This window comes from Pseudonocardia sp. ICBG1293 (genome assembly GCF_020131355.1).
Taxonomy (GTDB): Bacteria; Actinomycetota; Actinomycetes; order Mycobacteriales; family Pseudonocardiaceae; genus Pseudonocardia.
This window is the reverse complement of record NZ_JAHLEL010000051.1, coordinates 100550-116789: the sequence shown is the minus strand read 5'-3', so window position 1 is coordinate 116789 and position 16240 is coordinate 100550. Positions and strand designations below refer to the sequence as shown.

Annotated in this window: 14 protein-coding genes; 5 read left to right on the top strand and 9 right to left on the bottom strand. The window is 73.0% G+C overall.

Features of this window, described 5'->3' with window-relative positions:
* Window positions 1-19 precede the first annotated feature (19 nt).
* Together KPF47_RS26515 and KPF47_RS26510 are read left to right on the top strand one after the other, a co-directional pair.
* The gene (locus KPF47_RS26515) at window positions 20-1357 is read left to right on the top strand and encodes an MFS transporter (protein WP_224391541.1); all 1338 of its coding nucleotides are present in this window, start codon (window positions 20-22) and stop codon (window positions 1355-1357) included.
* Between the two features lie 40 nt (window positions 1358-1397).
* Window positions 1398-2858, top strand: coding sequence for an aldehyde dehydrogenase family protein (locus KPF47_RS26510; protein ID WP_224391540.1), 1461 nt, complete (start codon window positions 1398-1400; stop codon window positions 2856-2858).
* Here KPF47_RS26510 and KPF47_RS26505 read toward each other — a convergent pair.
* The 6 genes from KPF47_RS26505 to KPF47_RS26480 form a co-directional block, all read right to left on the bottom strand.
* Window positions 2839-4158: an alpha-hydroxy acid oxidase gene (locus KPF47_RS26505; RefSeq protein WP_224391539.1), complete on the bottom strand. Its 1320-nt coding sequence runs from the start codon at window positions 4156-4158 to the stop codon at window positions 2839-2841. The two genes, KPF47_RS26510 and KPF47_RS26505, sit on opposite strands and share 20 nt — an antisense overlap.
* 74 nt (window positions 4159-4232) lie before the next feature.
* On the bottom strand, window positions 4233-4868 hold the full coding sequence (locus tag KPF47_RS26500; protein WP_224391538.1) for a cyclodeaminase/cyclohydrolase family protein: 636 nt from the start codon (window positions 4866-4868) through the stop codon (window positions 4233-4235).
* A complete protein-coding gene (gene purU / locus KPF47_RS26495) occupies window positions 4865-5737 on the bottom strand; it encodes a formyltetrahydrofolate deformylase (protein WP_224391537.1) in 873 nt (290 codons plus the stop codon). Before purU ends, KPF47_RS26500 begins: the two co-directional genes overlap by 4 nt.
* Window positions 5734-6693 carry a bifunctional 5,10-methylenetetrahydrofolate dehydrogenase/5,10-methenyltetrahydrofolate cyclohydrolase gene (locus KPF47_RS26490; RefSeq protein ID WP_224391536.1) on the bottom strand — a complete coding sequence of 320 codons (960 nt, stop codon included), beginning with the start codon at window positions 6691-6693 and terminating at the stop codon, window positions 5734-5736. Before KPF47_RS26490 ends, purU begins: the two co-directional genes overlap by 4 nt.
* A gap of 32 nt (window positions 6694-6725) precedes the next feature.
* The gene (locus KPF47_RS26485; RefSeq protein WP_224391535.1) at window positions 6726-7601 is read right to left on the bottom strand and encodes a methylenetetrahydrofolate reductase; all 876 of its coding nucleotides are present in this window, start codon (window positions 7599-7601) and stop codon (window positions 6726-6728) included.
* Complete coding sequence (locus tag KPF47_RS26480; RefSeq protein ID WP_224391534.1) at window positions 7601-8962, bottom strand: aminomethyl transferase family protein; 1362 nt, start codon at window positions 8960-8962, stop codon at window positions 7601-7603. The genes KPF47_RS26485 and KPF47_RS26480 overlap by 1 nt, the downstream gene beginning before the upstream one ends.
* Window positions 8963-9288: 326 nt before the next feature.
* Between KPF47_RS26480 and KPF47_RS26475 the strand changes: the two genes are divergently transcribed.
* Together KPF47_RS26475 and KPF47_RS26470 are read left to right on the top strand one after the other, a co-directional pair.
* The gene (locus KPF47_RS26475) at window positions 9289-11094 is read left to right on the top strand and encodes a chorismate-binding protein (protein WP_224391533.1); all 1806 of its coding nucleotides are present in this window, start codon (window positions 9289-9291) and stop codon (window positions 11092-11094) included.
* Window positions 11091-12434, top strand: coding sequence for a folylpolyglutamate synthase/dihydrofolate synthase family protein (locus tag KPF47_RS26470; protein WP_224391532.1), 1344 nt, complete (start codon window positions 11091-11093; stop codon window positions 12432-12434). Before KPF47_RS26475 ends, KPF47_RS26470 begins: the two co-directional genes overlap by 4 nt.
* On the opposite strand, the gene folP is transcribed toward KPF47_RS26470, so the two are convergent.
* From folP to KPF47_RS26455, 3 genes are all read right to left on the bottom strand, one after another.
* The gene (gene folP, locus KPF47_RS26465) at window positions 12423-13226 is read right to left on the bottom strand and encodes a dihydropteroate synthase (RefSeq protein WP_224391941.1); all 804 of its coding nucleotides are present in this window, start codon (window positions 13224-13226) and stop codon (window positions 12423-12425) included. The two genes, KPF47_RS26470 and folP, sit on opposite strands and share 12 nt — an antisense overlap.
* 105 nt (window positions 13227-13331) lie before the next feature.
* Complete coding sequence (locus KPF47_RS26460) at window positions 13332-14177, bottom strand: class III extradiol dioxygenase subunit beta (RefSeq protein WP_224391531.1); 846 nt, start codon at window positions 14175-14177, stop codon at window positions 13332-13334.
* Entirely contained in the window at window positions 14170-14529 is a 360-nt protein-coding gene (locus tag KPF47_RS26455) for a protocatechuate 3,4-dioxygenase (RefSeq protein WP_224391530.1), read from the bottom strand. The genes KPF47_RS26460 and KPF47_RS26455 overlap by 8 nt, the downstream gene beginning before the upstream one ends.
* 274 nt (window positions 14530-14803) lie before the next feature.
* Here KPF47_RS26455 and KPF47_RS26450 point away from each other — a divergent pair, with 274 nt between their 5' ends.
* Window positions 14804-16201: an aminomethyl transferase family protein gene (locus KPF47_RS26450; protein ID WP_224391529.1), complete on the top strand. Its 1398-nt coding sequence runs from the start codon at window positions 14804-14806 to the stop codon at window positions 16199-16201.
* Window positions 16202-16240: the final 39 nt, after the last annotated feature.

Below are 16240 nucleotides of genomic sequence, written 5' to 3'. Positions count from 1 at the left end.
CCGGGAAGGAACGACGACGATGTCCACCTACTCGGAGAACACCGCGGCCGGAGCCGCCGCCGACCCCGCACCGGGAGGCGGGGACGCGAAGGGCTCGCGTCGCATGCTCGCCTCGACGTTCCTCGGCACCACCATCGAGTGGTATGACTTCCTGGTCTACGGCTTCCTGGCCCCCGTAGCGCTCGACGTCCTGTTCTTCCCCCAGTTCAGCCCGCTGGTCGGCACCATCGCCGCCTTCAGCGTGTTCGCGGTCGGTTTCCTCGCCCGTCCGCTCGGCGGCATCGTGTTCGGTCACCTGGGTGACCGGGTGGGCCGCAAACCGATCATGATCTGGACGATGGCCCTGGCCGGCGCCGCGACGACGGCGATGGGGCTGCTGCCGACGTATGCGACCATCGGGCTCCTCGCCCCGGTCGTGCTCGTCGTGCTGCGTTTCGTCCAGGGTCTCGCGCTCGGCGGCGAGTCCGCGGCCGGACCTCTGCTCGCCACCGAGAGCGCCCCGGGTGGCCGCCGCGGGTTGTTCGCCGCGATCGTGCAGAGTGGCGCCGCGGGGGGCACGGTCCTCGGCGCCACCGCGGTGCTGCTCGTGGGGCTGATGCCGCGGGAGGACCTGCTCGCGTGGGGCTGGCGCCTGCCCTTCCTGGCCAGCGCGGTGATCTTCTTCGTCGGTCTGTACATGCGGGTGCGGGTGGCGGAGTCGCCGTTGTTCACCCGGGCCGTCGGCGCCGCGGGCGCCGAACGGATGCCGCTGCTGGTCGTGCTGCGCAGCCACAAGGCGGCCACGGCCCGGGTGCTGTTCGCCGCGGTGGCCGAGTCCTCGGTCTTCTACTTCACGGCGATCTTCGGCCTGTCCTACGTGACGGGCACCCTCGGGTTGAGTCCGGCGCTGCCGTTGCTGGGGATCGTGATCGGCAACGGCCTGGGGATGCTGACCAATCCGCTGTTCGGCTGGCTGAGCGACCGGGTGGGGCGCCGGCCGCTGCTGCTGCTGGCCTACGCGCTCGGCTGCCTCTACGTGGTGGCGGCCTTCTTCCCCCTGCTGCGTACCGCCGATCCGGCCCTCGTCGTGCTCGCGCTCGCGATCCCCGGCGCGGTACTGCAGCCCATGAGCCTCGCGGTGACCGGCAGCTTCTACCCGGAGCAGTTCGACGACGCCCGGGTGCGCCTATCCGGGATCGCCCTCGGCCGCCAGATCGGCACCGTCCTGGGCGGCGGTCTGCTGCCGGTCGTCTCGGCCGCGCTCGTCGCCGCGACCGGAGGGCTCACCGCCTCCCTCGTCTACTACACCGCGCTGTGCGCGGCCGGCTTCCTCGCCGTCCTCCTCTCGCGGGAGAGCGCCCGCACCGCCCTCACCTGATCCGCTGTCCGGCCCCATCCCCTCTCACCGGAGGTACCCCATGACCACGTCCGACGTGGCGGCCCCCGAGGTCACCGCCCTGCTCCACATCGGCGGGCAGGACCTGTCCACCGCGGAGTTCTTCGACGTCCACGACCCGGCCGCCCCGGAGCGCGTCGTCGGGCGCGCCGCGTCCGCCACCCCCCAGGACGCCGAGCACGCCGTCGCCACCGCCCACGCGGCCTTCCCGGCCTGGTCCCGGCGGGACACCGCCGAGCGTGCCGAGATCCTGCTCCGGGCGCTCGCCCCGCTCGCCGAGCGGGCCCCGGCCGTCGCGCCCGTGCTGACGGCCGAGAACGGGAAGGTCCTCGGTGAGTCCTTCGCCGACCTGGCCGTGTTCGAGATGCGCTGCAGGCACGCCGCCTCGCTGGCCGCGACCTTCGAACCGTCCCGGACCCTGCCCGCCCAGCCCTTCCACACCGAGGTGCTGCGGCTACCTGTCGGGGTGGTCACGGTGGTCGTGCCGTTCAACTGGCCGCTCGCCATCCTGGCCGCGAGCCTGCCCTACGCGCTGGTGGCGGGGAACACCGTCGTGGTCAAGCCGCCGCCCACCACCCCGCTGTCGGTGGTGCAGACGGTGCGGGCACTCGCCGAGGGGCTCCCGCCGGGCGTGCTGAACGTCGTCACCGGCACCAACGCCGCCGTCGAGCCGCTGCTCGTCGACCCGCGTGTGCAGCACGTCGTGTTCACCGGCAGCACCGCGGGCGGTCGCGCGGTGATGGCGCTGGCGGCGCGGTCACTGGCCGCGGTGACCCTGGAGCTGGGCGGCAACGACCCGGCCGTCCTGCTCGACGACGTCGAGCTCGACGAGCGCACCGTGTCCGCCCTGGTCGGGGCGACGTTCATGACCTCGGGCCAGGTCTGCATGGCCGTCAAGCGGCTCTACGTCCCGCGCCGCCGCCGGGACGAGGTGATCGAGGCCCTGGGCGCGGAGCTGGACCGGCAGCGGACCGGGCCGGGCCTCGACCCGGCCGGCACCTACGGTCCCGTGCACACCGCCGCCGGACGCGACCGTGTGCTCGCCCTCCTCGACGAGGCGCGCGCCCGGGGGGCGGAGGTCCGCGAGTACGGCAGCCTGTCCGACGCGGTGGGCACCGGCCACTTCCTCCGGCCGTCGCTGGTCGTCGACCCCGATCCGGAGCTCGCGATCGTCCGCGAGGAGCAGTTCGGGCCGACCGTGCCCGTGCTCTCCTACGACGACCTCGACCCGCTGCTGGCCGGTCTGGACGAGGAATGGTCCGGGTTGTGCTCCTCGGTCTGGTCCGCCGATCCGGACCGCGCCGCCGCCGTCGCGCGGCGGATGCGGACCGGGACCACCTGGGTCAACCAGGCGAACGCCACCGCGGCGGACGACCGCGCCCCGTTCGGCGGGTTCCGGCAGAGCGGGATCGGGCGAGAGCTCGGTCAGGACGGTCTGTACGCCTTCACCGAGCCGCACACGGTCACTCGACCGGCGTCGTGACCCGGGGTCCGTGGGCGGGCGGGCACCGCAGCAGGTGCGGTCCCAGCTCGCCCACGGACGTCACCCCGAGCAGGGCGAGGGCACGCAGGAAGCCCTGCCGGTAGAGGTCGTGGACCCGATCCACCCCCTGCTCACCCCCCGCCATCAGCCCGTAGAGATAGGGCCGTCCCACCAGGACGGCGTCCGCCCCGTGCGCGAGCGCGGCCGCGAGGTCGGTCCCGGAACGCACCCCGCCGTCCAGGTAGACCTCGGCGTCGGTCCCGACCGCCGCCCGGACCTCGGGCAGCGCCGCGAGCGTCGACGCGGCACGGTCCAGCTGCCTGCCCCCGTGATTGGAGACCGCGACCGCCTGGACCCCGCAGTCGACGACGGTCCGCGCGTCCCGGGGGTTCAGCACGCCCTTGACGACGATGTCGCCGGACCAGTGCTCCCTCATCCACTCGAGGTCCGCGAAGTCCACCCCCGGATCCATGATCCCGTTGACGACGTCGGTGAACCCGCCCCCCACGTCCTCCAGGGCGGCGAACCGCAGCGGTTCGTGCGTGACCACGTCGAACCACCACCGCGGCCTGCGGGCGATCCCCGCCAGGGTCCGCAGCGTCAAGGTGGGCGGGATGGTCATGCCGCTGCGCAGGTCGCGGAGCCGGGCTCCGGGGACGGCGACGTCGACCGTCACGACGAGGGTGGTGAAGCCGGCGGCCGCGGCACGCCCCAGCAGTCGCCGGGACGCGGCACGGTCGCGCCAGACGTAGAGCTGGAACCACCGGTCGGCCCCCGGCGCCGCCGCGGCGAGGTCCTCCGGCGAGATCGTGCCCATGGTCGACAGCGCGTACGGCACGCCCTCCCGCTCGGCCACGCGGGCCACCGCGGCCTCGCCCTCGTGCTGCACCATGCGGGTGAAGCCGGTCGGGGCGAAGACGAACGGCATCGACACGGGGCGGCCCAGGATCGTGGTGCTCGGATCGACCCGGCTCACGTCGCGCAGGACCTGCGGGAGGAACTCGACGTCGTCGAAGGCCGAGGCGTTGCGGCGTCGGGTGCTCTCGGTCTCCGCTCCGCCGTCCACGTAGTCGAACACCGAACGGGGCGTGCGGCGGCGCGCCATCTCCCGCAGGTCCTCGATGTCGTGTGCCCGCGCGAGCCTGCGCCGTACGGGGTCGCGGTCGCGCGGGGCCGAGGTGAGCAGGGGCGCGATCTCACTCCATCGCGGGAGGCGTCGCGACCCGCGGGGCCGGGCAGCGCCGTGCGCGTGGGCGGAGGGCGGACGCGGCTCCCGCGTCCTCCGGCTGATCTCGGTCATGGCTGTCGGCTCTCCTCGTTCCGCCGGCGCGGCCGTCCGGCCCACCGGATCTCCCTCGACGCGCTGCCGGCCGGTCAGCGGAGCAGGGCCCGCACCCGCTGCTCGACGGCGGCCGCCCGGCCGACGACCTCCGGCACACGCTCGGCGACGCCGACCAGCTCGGCGCGGACCCGGTCGTCGCGGATGCCGCCGAGGTTGATCTCGACGTTGAGCCGCGCCGTCGTGGCGGCGGCCCGGGCCGCCTCGGTCGCGGCGGCGACGTCGGTGACCACGGCGCGGTTCGCCACCGGGAGCAGGACCTCGGCCAGGGACACCAGCGACCCGGCGGCACCGATCACGTCCGCGGGCGGTCCGGCGGCACCGACCAGCGCGTCGGCGATCGCCGCGGTGCGCCGGGCCTTCTCCTCGTCGGTGCCGCGGGGCAGGGCGTAGGCGTCGGTGACCGCGGTGAACGCCGTGGCGTCGGCGTCGGCGAGCGCGAGGGCCGCGGCGCGGGTGGCCTCGGCATCGGCGAGGATCCCAGAGACCAGGTCGGCGTGGTCGGTGTGCTTCGGGCCACTCGTGTAGCGGGCGACCATGCCGATCAGTGCCGCGGCCTGCGCGGCGTGCAGCGCCGCCGTCGCCCCGCCGCCCGGAGCGGGCACGCGGGCGGCGAGGGAGTCGAGGAAGTCGCCGACCGTGGTACCGGCGAGCGTTCCGTCGTCGGTCACCCGAACACGACCGTCCGGTTGCCGAGGACGGCGATCCGGTTCTCCGTGTGCCACCGCACGGCACGGGCCAGGGCCCGGCTCTCGGCCTCCCGGCCACGGGCGGCGAGCTGGTCGGGGCTCAGCGAGTGGTCGACCCGGATGAGCTCCTGCTCGATGATCGGGCCCTCGTCGAGGTCCGCGGTCACATAGTGGGCGGTCGCGCCGATGAACTTGACCCCGCGGGCGTGGGCCTGGTGGTAGGGCTTGGCGCCCTTGAAGCTCGGCAGCATCGAGTGGTGGATGTTGATGGCCTTGCCGTCGAGCTGCGTGCACAGGTCGTCGGAGAGGATCTGCATGTAGCGGGCGAGGACGACGAGATCGACGTCCTCGCTCCGGACGAGCTTGACCAGCTCGGCCTCGGCCTCGGCCTTCGTCTCCCCGGTCACCGGGATGTGACGGAAGGGCACCCCGAAGCTGTCCGCGATCCGGCCGAGATCGGGGTGGTTGGACACGACTGCGACGACGTCGAGGTTCAGCTCCCCGATGGAGTTGCGGAACAGCAGGTCGTTGAGACAGTGCGCGAACCTGCTGACCATGATGACCACCCGCTGCCGCCGGGCGGCGTCGGCGAGCTGCCAGGTCATGTCGAACCGCTCGGCCAGCGACTCGACGCGGCGGCCCAGGGCGTCGAGGTCCAGCGGGGAACCGTCGATGTGGGCGAACTCGACCCGCATGAAGAAGGTGCCGCTCGTCGCGCTGCCGAACTGCGCGCTCTGCACGATGGTGCACCGCTCCTCGGCGAGCAGGCCGGTGACGGCATGCACGATGCCGGGCGCGTCGGGGCAGGACAGCAGCAGAGCGCCGTGCTGGGCGCCCAGGGGCGGGGTCACGATGCCTCCAGGAGTACGCGCGCCGGCGTCGGCAGGGACGGCCGGGCCCGGTCGATCGGCTGGCCCGCGAGCAGGCGGGCCGCGGTGACGGTGTTGCGGAGGAGCCAGACGTCGGTGACCGGACCGACCCCGCCCGGCACCGGGGTGAGGGCCCGGACACGCGGGGCGACGGAGTCGTGGTCCACGTCGCCGACCATGTGCACGCTGCCGTCCGGTCCGGTGGCGGCGTTGATGCCGACGTCGATGACCACGGCGTTCTCCCCGACGTGCTCGGCCCTGATCAGCCCGGCCTTGCCCGCGGCGACGATCAGGACGTCGGCCCAGCGGGTGTACCTGCCGATCCCGGTGGTGCGGTCGGCCCACTCGTCGACGGACTGCACGGTGGCCTGGCGCTCGTAGCCGAGCGAGATCGCGGGTTTGCCCACGTTGTTCGAACGGCCCACCACCACGATGTTCGCGCGGTGGTAGAACTCGGCGCGGTCCTCGCCGACGGAGTCGAGCCAGGTGTCGAGCAGGTGGAAGCAGGACGCGGCCGTGGAGGGCACGAACCGTGGGACACCGAGGGCGAGCAGCCCGGCGTTCTCCGGGTGGACCGCCTCGATGTCCTTCATCGGATCGATGGCCTGGAAGACGGCGGCCTCGTCGATGTGTCGCGGCAGCGGGCGCAGGACCAGGACGCCGGACACCGACGGGTCCGCATTGAGCTCGGCGATACGGGCCAGGACGGTGTCCTGATCGGTGTCGCCGGGCAGGGTCTGCGGTGTGTAGGGCACGCCGAGCCGGCCGGCCAGCCGGCGCAGGCGCCGTTCGTAGGCACCGGAGCTGTACTCGTCCCCGACCACGACGGTGGCCAGCCCGATGCCAGGACCCTCCTGGCGGAGGCGGTCGACGTCGGCCTCCAGGCTCTGTGTGAGGGCGCGGGCACACGCGCGCCCGTCGATCACCTGGGCACTCATCGCTGCAGGACTCCTCGGGTGGCGCGGACGGGTCAGGAGAGCTTGGCCAGCCAGCGCTGCCGCCAGGCCTCGGTGCTGTCCAGGTCGTTGAAGGTGAAGACGTGGAAGCCCGACAGGTTGTTGTCCGGCCGGGCGAAGGCCGGGGTGAGCCGCTCGATGAGCTTGTTCGGGCTGTACCCACCGGGCAGGAAGAACCGCCACAGCATGTTCTGCTGCTTGCTCAGGAACTTCGCGGACTGGCCCAGGCCGAGGCCCGCGGAGACCCGGATCAGCTTCTGCCTGCTGATGGCGCCGGGGATGCCGACGCGGATCGGCAGGCCGACACCGTCGGCGGCGACCGTGCGGGCCCAGTCGACGGTGGTGTCGCCGTCGAAACACAGCTGGGTGATGATCTGCGTGGCGTGCGGCGCCTTGGCCTTCAGGGCCGCCTCGATCAGCTCGTCGCTGATCTTCCCGTGCCCTTCGGGGTAGCCGCCGACCCCGACGGTCGAGAACGGGTGGCCGATCTCCTGCAGCGCCTGCAACAGGCTCAGTGCGTCGGGGTACTCCCCCGCCTCGGCCGCGTCGCCGCCGATGACGAAGATGCTGTCGGCGCCCGCCTCGCGCAGCCGCGCGACGAGGTCCTCGAGGTGCGCCCGGTCCCTGACCTGCCGGGCGGCCAGGTGCGGAGCGGCCCGGTAGCCGGCCTCGCCGAGCTTCACCGCGAGGTCGATCGTCGGGCCGAGCCCCTTGGCCTCGGTGGTGGTGACGGTGAGCGCGACGTCGGTGGGGACGTGGGCGAGTACCTTCTCCTCGGCGCTCGTGAACGGCAGGATCTCGTAGGTCGCGTCGCGCAGAGCACGCGCGAGGGCCTGTCTGCCCGTCGGACGCCCGGCCGCGGGGGTCCGCTCATTCTGCACCGAGGTCATCACGTGCTCCGGTAGTCGTTGCGTGCGAACCGGACGAACGGCACGGGTGCGACGGTGGCCCGGATCGTCCAGGTCGTGTGCTCCTCGACCTGTGGCTTCGCCGAGTTGGGCTCCTCACCCCAGACGACGGTGACCTCGGTGCCGGGCTCGGCGTGCTCCTTGTCCACGGTCGCCAGCGAGACCATGGCTCGCTCGTTGGCGATGTAGCCGCAGTCCAGCGAGATACCGATCTGCTCGCCGTCGCGCAGGACCTTGTCCTCCTGGTGCAGCGCGTAGCGGATCTTCGGCAGGTCGAGGTACTTGGCGCCGGGCCCCTTGCCGAGCAGCGAGCCGATCGCGGCGGTGACGTCGTCGCTGTCCCAGACGAGCGTGACCTTGGTGCGCGGCGGGTTCGTCGCCAGCTCCTCGAGGGCTGCGCGGCCGACGAACTCGTGGTCGAACCTGACGTTGCGGTCGTAACCGATGTCGTAGGGCGTCAGGTAGTAGTCGGCGATGTCGTCGGAGTCGACGCTGCCGCCGATGGCACCGACGGCGGACGCAGGCAGCCACTCACGGTAGGCCGCGAGCAGCGGGTCGTCCCCGAAGATCGCCGGGATCGGCGCGGGCACCCAGCCGGACTCCAGGTTGGCCGTCGAGTAGGCCTTCGCCCCGGCCCGGACCAGCCCGTGGTCCTCGCCGGCCTCGAGCAGCGCGGCCAGGACGGCCTCGCCCTCGGCCCACGGTCCGAACAGCTCGAACCCGGGCTGGCCCGCCATGCCGTGACGCAGACCGCGCACGGCGTGGCCCGCGACGGTGAAGTCGGCCATGTGGAAGAACTTCGTGTCGGGCAGCGCGGCGCCGGTCGCCTGCTCGAGCACCGCCGCCGCCGTGGGGCCCTGCAGCTCGTAGCGGTAGAACCGCGGCGGGCCGTCGGTGCGCACGGCGGAGTTGTCGTCCCGCTCGGCGGTCACCTCGTAGTCGCCGCGCTCGAGGTGGAACAGCACCCAGTCGATGACCATCGGGGGGCCGACGAGGTCGAACAGCTCCTCCTCCAGGTGGAACAGGATCGCGTCGCCGATCAGCTGCCCGCTCGGGTTCACCGCGACGAACTGTTTGGCCCTGTTCACCCCGAAGTTCGCGAAGGTGTTGACCGCCAGGTCGCTGAGCAGCCTCAGCGCGTCGGGACCCTCGAGGAACAGGTCGGTCATGTGGTGCGACTGGTCGAGCAGCGCGCACGACTCGGCCCACGCCCGCTGCTCGGAACGCCAGTTGCTGAACTCCGGAGCGACCGGGAACGTGTGCGCGCGGGCCGCGGTGTTGCGCAGCAGCTCGACGGGGTTCCCGACGCGGGCGAGGGCCGCCGCAAGACTCTCGGAAGTCATGATCGTGTGTGAACCTCTCCTGGGTGGCCTGGGTCGGTGCACCGCCTGCGAGACCACCTCGGGCAGCGCCGCCGGTCCGGGGGTGTGGACCTACCACGACGCTAGGAAACGAGCCCGTCACCAGGGATCACGCGGATGACCGGACCGGGCATCGCCTGCCGTCGCGGGTCGACCGGGACAAGTGACGTAGACCCGGCGGGACCACGTCGGATGTCCTGCCCGGGGCGCGACGCACCGCCTGGCGGCGGCCGACCGGACGCCGATCCCGGTGGACCGCAGGCGGGGCAGGATCGCGGGTGCCCCACCTGCGGCGGAAGGACCCGACGATGCGCGACGACCAGGCACCCCGGGGACGGTTCGACGACCTCGTCGCCGGGACCGGCACCCGGTTCGACGGAGTCCGGCGGGTACTCGTCGCCCACCGGCCCTCCGAGGTCGCGCCGGTGCTCGACGAGGTGGACCGCCTGACCCGCGACGGCCTGTGGGCGTTCGGGTTCCTCGCCTACGAGGCCGCGCCGGGGCTCGATCCCGGCCTGACGGTCCCGCCACCGTCCGACGGCCTTCCGCTGGTCTGGTTCGGGGTCGTCGACCGGCCGGAGCAGGTCCCGCCGCTCACGGTCGACGGTCCCGAGGTGCCCGCCCTCGGCTGGGCCGCCGACTGGGACGCCGCCGACCACCGCGTCGCCGTCGAGCGGGTGCGCGACCGGATCGCGGCGGGCGAGACGTACCAGTGCAGCCTGACCACCCGGCTGCGGGCGGTCCCGCCCGCCGAGCTGGACGCCGAGGCGCTCTATCGCGAGCTCGCGCACGGACAGCGCGGTGCGCACAACGCCTATCTGGACCTGGGTCGGTTCGTCGTCGCGAGCGCGAGCCCCGAGCTCTTCTTCGAGCAGCGTGGCGACCGGATCCTCATGCGCCCCATGAAAGGCACCGCCGACCGCGGCCGCACCACCGCCGAGGACGAGGCCACCGTCGCCCGCCTCCACGGGAGCGACAAGGAGCGCGCCGAGAACGTCATGATCGTCGACCTGGTGCGCAACGACCTCGGACGCATCGCGGTGCCCGGCAGCGTCCGGGTGACCCGGCTGCTCGCTCCCGAGCGCTACGCGACCGTCCACCAGCTCACCTCGGACGTGACCGCGCAGCTGCGCCCGCAGATCGGGTTGGTCGAGACGTTCCGGGCCCTGTTCCCGTGCGGGTCGGTGACGGGCGCGCCGAAGGCCCGGACGATGGAGCTGATCACCGAGCTCGAACCCGCGGCGCGGGGTGTCTACTGCGGCGCCGTCGGCGTCGTCGGGCCCCCGACGGCGCCGGTCCGGGCCCGGTTCTCGGTCGCCATCCGCACGGTGGTCCTCGACCGCGAGCAGCGCAGGCTGGGCTACGGGACCGGGGGCGGGATCACCTGGGGCTCCCGGCCGGCGGCCGAGTACGCCGAGCTGCAGGCCAAGGCCCGCGTGCTCGACGCGCGCCACCTCGACTTCCACCTGGTGGAGACGATGCACCACGATCCCGCCCGCGGGCTCCGCAACCTCGACGGCCACCTGGGCCGCATGGCCGACTCGGCCGACTACTTCGACATCCCGTTCGACGCCGCCGCGGCGCGTGCCCGCCTCCGTGCGGCGGTCCACGGCGTCGGTGACGCGCGAGTGCGACTGCGCTGCCACCGGGACGGCGCCCTGGGCGTCGACGTCGGTGCCGCACCCGCCCCGCTCGGTCGTCCCGTCCGGCTGGCGGTCGCCCCGGAACCGCTCGACACGCAGAGCTGCTGGTCGCGGCACACGACGAGCCGTCGCACCCCGTACGACGAGCGGCTGGCCCGCCATCCCGAGGCGGACGACGTGGTGGTCGTCAACGAGCGGGGCGAGCTCACCGGGACCTGCACCGCCAACCTCGCGCTCCGCATCGGCGGCCGCTGGTGGACACCACCGCCGGACAGCGGCTGCCTCCCGGGTGTCGAACGCGCCCGGCTGCTGGCAGGCGGCCGTCTCCAGGAACGCGTGCTCCGCCCCGCGGACCTGCACCGCGCCGAGCGCATCGAGGTGGTCGGCTCGCTACGCGGCAGGCGGCCCGCCCGGATGGTCCCGGCCCCCGACGCGCACTCCCTCCCCCTCCCGACGGGGAGCTCCGCATGACTCGGTTCGCCGACATCGAGAAGGCGCTGGACGCGCGTTGGCCGGAGAGCCGCCTCGACCCGAGCCTCGACCGCATCGCCGCGCTGACGGCGCTGCTCGGGGATCCGCAGCACGCCGTCCCCGCCGTCCACATCACCGGGACCAACGGCAAGACCAGCACCGCCCGCATGGTCGACGAGCTGCTCCGCGCCACCGGGCCGCGTACCGGCCGCTCCACCAGCCCCCATCTGCAGACCGTGCGCGAGCGGATCGTCATCGACGGCGCTCCGATCTCCGAGGAGGGCTTCGTCGCCGCCTACGAGACCGTCCGGCCCGCGGTCGAGTCGCTGGACCGTGAGCTGCCCGTCCGGCTGTCCTTCTTCGAGGTCGTCACGGCCATGGCCTTCGTCGCGTTCGCCCGTGCCGGGCTCGACGCGGTCGTGGTCGAGGTGGGGATGGGCGGGAGCTGGGACGCCACCAACGTCGTCGACGGCCGGGTCGCGGTCGTCACGCCGATCTCGCTGGACCACACCGAGTACCTCGGCCCGGACGTCGCCTCCATCGCCCGCGAGAAGGCGGGGATCATCAAGCCGGGATCGGTCGCCGTGCTCGCCGCCCAGCCCGAGGCGGCCGAACTCGTGCTGCGCGATCGATGTCGGGCGGTGGCCGCGGAGGTCCGCGGCGCGACGGCCTCCCACCACCGCGGCGAGCCGACCGCGCGGCCCGACGGCCAGACGCTGTACCTGACCGTCCGCGGCCGGGACTGTCCCGGGTTGTTCCTCCCCCTGCTCGGGCGCTACCAGGCGGAGAATGCGCGCGTCGCGCTCACGGCCGTCGACGCCTTCCTCGGCGCCGAGGGCTCAGTCCTGTCCGCCGCGCAGGCCCACCGGGGCATGTCCCGGGTCCGCGCTCCGGGACGCCTGGAGCACCTGCGGGACACCCCGCCCGTGCTCGTGGACGCCTCGCACAACCCGGCGGGCATGGCCGCCACCGTGCGCGCCCTGCGCGAGTCGCTCGCGGCGCTCGGCGTGGAGCGGGTGGTGGTCGTGCTCGCCGTGCTGCGCGGGAAGGACGTCGACGGAGTGGTCCGCGCCCTCGACCCGGTCGCCTCCGCCGTCGTCGTCAGCCAGAACGAGTCACCCCGGGCGCTGCCCGCGGCCGAGCTGGCGGCCTCGGCCACACCGCTGCTGGGCGCGGGCCGGGTCCTCGTCGAAGCCCGTCTCGACGACGCGATCGACGTCGCGGTACGGCTCGCCCACGGTCCCGAGGGCCGGGCCGCCGTCCTGGTCACCGGCAGTGTGGTGACGGCGGGCGCCGCCAGGGGGCTGATCGCCCCGGACACCGCCCGGTCAGCGTGGTGAGGGCGTCGCGGACGCGCGGCCGACGACGCGCACCGCGTCCGCCGACGCCGCCACGTCGTGGACCCGCACCGCCCAGGCACCCGACCGGGCGGCCAGCACCGTGGTCGCGACCGTCGCGGCGTCCCGGAGCAGTGCCGGGCCCTCGGCGCGCCCGCCGGTGAGCACCTCGGCCAGGAAGCGCTTGCGCGAGGAGCCGACCAGGACCGGGAACCCGAGCTCCTGCAGCTCGTCGAGGCGAGCCAGCAGGGTCCAGTTGTGCTCGGTGAGCTTGGCGAACCCCAGCCCCGGGTCGAGCACGAGCCGGTCCGGGTCCACACCGGCCTCGACGGCGTCGTCGACCCGCATCCGGAGCTCGTCCGCGACCTCGCGCACCACGTCGCGGTAGACCGCCGCCGCGTACATGTCCCGGCTGCCGCCGCGGGAATGGTTGAGCACCCACGGCACCCCGGTCGCGGCGACGACCCCGGCCATGGCGGGATCGGCGAGACCTCCGCTGACGTCGTTCACCAGCACCGCCCCCGCGGCCACGGCGGCCTCGGCCACCGCGGCCCGGGTGGTGTCGATGCTGACCGCGACGCCGGCCGCCGCCAGCCGCTCCACGACCGGGACGACCCGACGGAGCTCGTCGGTCACCGGCACACGCTCCGCGCCGGGCCGGGTGGACTCCCCGCCGACGTCGACGTAGTCCGCACCCGACTCCCACATCAGCGCGCCGTGGGCGACGGCGGCAGCGGTCCGGTCGTACAGCCCGCCGTCGGAGAACGAGTCCGGGGTGACGTTGAGGACCCCCATCACCAGGCACCGGTCGGTGCGCGGCAACGCAGTACGGGACGCGGGGACACGGTCCGGCAGATCGATCGACACGGCTCCTCCTGGTGGCCGGCCCCGGACGGGCGGTCAGGCGCGGTTGTCGAACAGCGCCAGTCCCGCGGCGGTGTTCGAGGCCGGGACGTGGTAGGCGGAGTGGACCGTGCGCACCTGCTCGTTCAGTGCGCCGCGCATGACCAGCCACATGATCAGCTCGATGCCCTCCGAACCCGCCTCACGGATCAGCTCCTCGCGGGTGAGCTGCGCCAGCTTCTCCGGGTCGTTCCCGATCGCCTCGAGGAACATGTGGTCGAACGTCGGGTTGATGAACCCGGCACGCGCGCCCGCCAGCTGGTGGGACATGCCACCGGTGCCGAGGATCCCGACCGTGCCGACGCCGTCGTAGCTCGCGATCGCCCGCCCGAGTACCCGGCCCAGGGCGTGGCACTGGGCCGCGGTGGGCTGCGGGTAGCGGATCACGTTGACCATGATCGGGATGACCGGACAGGGCCAGGCGTCACCGGGCTCCGGCGTCCACACCGACAGCGGCACGGTGAAGCCGTGATCCACGTCCAGCTCCTGGAAGACGGTCATGTCGAAGCCGTCGTCCACCAGACTCTGCAGGAGATGGAACGACAGGTCCGGATCACCGACGATGTCCGGGACGGCGCGCCTGCCGAAGCCCTCGTCCGCGACCTCGTAGCTCTCGGCGGTACCGATCGCGAAGGTCGGCACGATGTCCAGGTCCACGCCGTTCGCGTGGTCGTTGTAGACGAGGATCGCCACGTCCGGTGTGTGCTGCGCCAGCCACTCGCGGGCGGGCCGGTAGCCCTCGAACAGCGGTGCCCACACCGGCTCGTCGGTCATCCCGCGGTCCATCGCCGCGCCGATCGACGGGACGTGCGACGTGGCCAGCCCCCAGATCACCTCAGACATCGGTGCGCCCTCCGGCCAGCATCGCGGCCTTGAACTCGTCCTCGGACATCCCGGTGAACACACCGCCGAGGTACTGCATGGACAGCCCGTCCATCATGGCGAGCTTGTAGACGTAGAAGATGCTGCCGCCCAGGTCGAGCATCGCCTGCCAGTCCCGCTCGAGGACGGCGGTCGTCTGCTCGTCGGACAGCGCGTAGCGCGCGCAGTACGCGGCCTCGTCGGCGACGAACTCGCTGCGGGCGGTCCTGCTCACCAGTGACATGAACAGCGTGTTCATGCGGTGACCGCGACGGCTGGTCGGCCCGTCGAAGACGTAGGTCCCCGGCAGGTCCGGCCTGCTCTGGCTCGTCATGTCATGCTCCCTGGCTCGGGCCCGCGTCGCAGTCGCGCCGTTACGGTCCCCTCCGACGCTAGGACGGCGACCCGCGCAGGCCATCGCCCGCTTGTCGAGACCCGTCCGGGACACATGACGTAGACGCACCGGCCCGTCCCGGCCGTCCGGCTCCCGCCATTCCACGGTGCCGCCGGGCCCTCCGGCCTCCCTAGCGTGGGCGACGATGGCCGTCGACCCCCATGTCCGGCCGTGTGTCAGCGCAGAACACAACCGAGACCAGAACGGGTGGCAGATGAGCGCCAAGAATCTCCAGGAAGTGCTGGACCGGTCCGGGAGCACCGTCGAGCTGCTCCGCAACTCCCGGCTGGGTGCCTACATCTACCCGGTCGTGCCGGCCGAGTTCACCAACTTCCGCCGCGAGGTCACCGCCTGGCAGAACACCGCGGTGCTCTTCGACCAGTCGCACCACATGGTCAACCTCTGGGTCGCCGGACCGGACGCCCTGAAGCTCTTCACCGACACCGGGGTCAACTCCACCGCGACGTTCCCGGTCGACTCCGCCAAGCAGTTCGTGCCGGTCTCCCCCGAAGGCGGCGTGATCGGCGACGGCATCCTGTTCCGCCTCGCCGAGGAGGAGTTCGTCTTCGTCGGGCGCGCGCCGGTGGCGACCTGGCTGCAGTTCCAGGGCGAGGGCTACGACGTCGAGGTCCGCTACGACGACCGCTCACCCTCGCGGCCCTACGGCAAGCAGGTCACCCGCGACGTGTGGCGCTTCCAGATCCAGGGCCCCCGAGCCTGGGAGGTCATCGAGAAGGTCAACGGCGGCCCCGTCGAGCAGGTGAAGTTCTTCAAGATGGGCTACATGACCGTCGCCGGGGAGCGCATCCGCACCCTGCGCCACGGCATGGCCGGCGCGCCCGGCCTGGAGATCTGGGGCCCGTACGGCACCTACGACAAGGTCCGCGACGCCATCCTCGAGGCCGGTCGCGAGTTCGGCCTCGAGCCCGCCGGGGCACGCGCCTACTCGTGCAACACCCTGGAGTCGGGGTGGATCCCCTCGCCGCTGCCCGCCGTCTACACCAGCGAGGAGCTGCGGCCCTACCGCGAGTGGCTCGGCCCGAACAGCTACGAGGCGGTCAACGCCCTCGCGGGCAGCTTCGTCTCCGACCGGATCGAGGACTACTACCTCAACCCCTGGGAGCTCGGCTACGGCGGCTTCGTGAAGTTCGACCACGACTTCATCGGCCGCAGCGCGCTGGAGGCCATCGACCCCGCGACCCAGCGCCGCAAGGTCACCCTCGAGTGGAACACCGAGGACGTGGCGACGCTCCTCGCCTCACCGGTCACCGAGGGACCCGGTTACCAGTTCTTCGACCTGCCCAACGCCAACTACGGCTCCTCGAACTACGACGCCGTCACCGACGCGGACGGCAACACCGTCGGCCTCTCGCTGTTCACCGGTTACAGCGCCAACGAGCGCAAGGCCCTCTCGCTGGCCACCGTCAACCCGGACGTCCCGCTGGGCGCCGAGGTCTCGGTGATCTGGGGTGAGCCGGACGGCGGCTCGGGCAAGACCACGGTGCAGCCGCACGAGCAGTTCGCCGTGCGGGCGATCGTCAGCCCCGCCCCGTACGCGGCCATGGCCCGCGAGACCTACCAGACAGGGTGGCGCACCGCAGCCACGGGCTGATCCCCGCTCCCGAGGACGCCGGCCCCGGTCGCCCGGGGC

Excerpts from the sequence above, each read along its gene's own strand:
- KPF47_RS26515 (WP_224391541.1), top strand. The coding sequence starts at position 20 with ATGTCCACCTACTCGGAGAACACCGCGGCCGGAGCCGCCGCCGACCCC.
- KPF47_RS26510 (WP_224391540.1), top strand. The coding sequence starts at position 1,398 with ATGACCACGTCCGACGTGGCGGCCCCCGAGGTCACCGCCCTGCTCCAC.
- KPF47_RS26505 (WP_224391539.1), bottom strand. The coding sequence starts at position 4,158 with ATGACCGAGATCAGCCGGAGGACGCGGGAGCCGCGTCCGCCCTCCGCC.
- KPF47_RS26490 (WP_224391536.1), bottom strand. The coding sequence starts at position 6,693 with ATGAGTGCCCAGGTGATCGACGGGCGCGCGTGTGCCCGCGCCCTCACA.
- KPF47_RS26485 (WP_224391535.1), bottom strand. The coding sequence starts at position 7,601 with ATGACCTCGGTGCAGAATGAGCGGACCCCCGCGGCCGGGCGTCCGACG.
- KPF47_RS26480 (WP_224391534.1), bottom strand. The coding sequence starts at position 8,962 with ATGACTTCCGAGAGTCTTGCGGCGGCCCTCGCCCGCGTCGGGAACCCC.
- KPF47_RS26475 (WP_224391533.1), top strand. The coding sequence starts at position 9,289 with ATGCGCGACGACCAGGCACCCCGGGGACGGTTCGACGACCTCGTCGCC.
- KPF47_RS26470 (WP_224391532.1), top strand. The coding sequence starts at position 11,091 with ATGACTCGGTTCGCCGACATCGAGAAGGCGCTGGACGCGCGTTGGCCG.
- folP (WP_224391941.1), bottom strand. The coding sequence starts at position 13,226 with ATGGGGGTCCTCAACGTCACCCCGGACTCGTTCTCCGACGGCGGGCTG.
- KPF47_RS26460 (WP_224391531.1), bottom strand. The coding sequence starts at position 14,177 with ATGTCTGAGGTGATCTGGGGGCTGGCCACGTCGCACGTCCCGTCGATC.
- KPF47_RS26455 (WP_224391530.1), bottom strand. The coding sequence starts at position 14,529 with ATGACGAGCCAGAGCAGGCCGGACCTGCCGGGGACCTACGTCTTCGAC.
- KPF47_RS26450 (WP_224391529.1), top strand. The coding sequence starts at position 14,804 with ATGAGCGCCAAGAATCTCCAGGAAGTGCTGGACCGGTCCGGGAGCACC.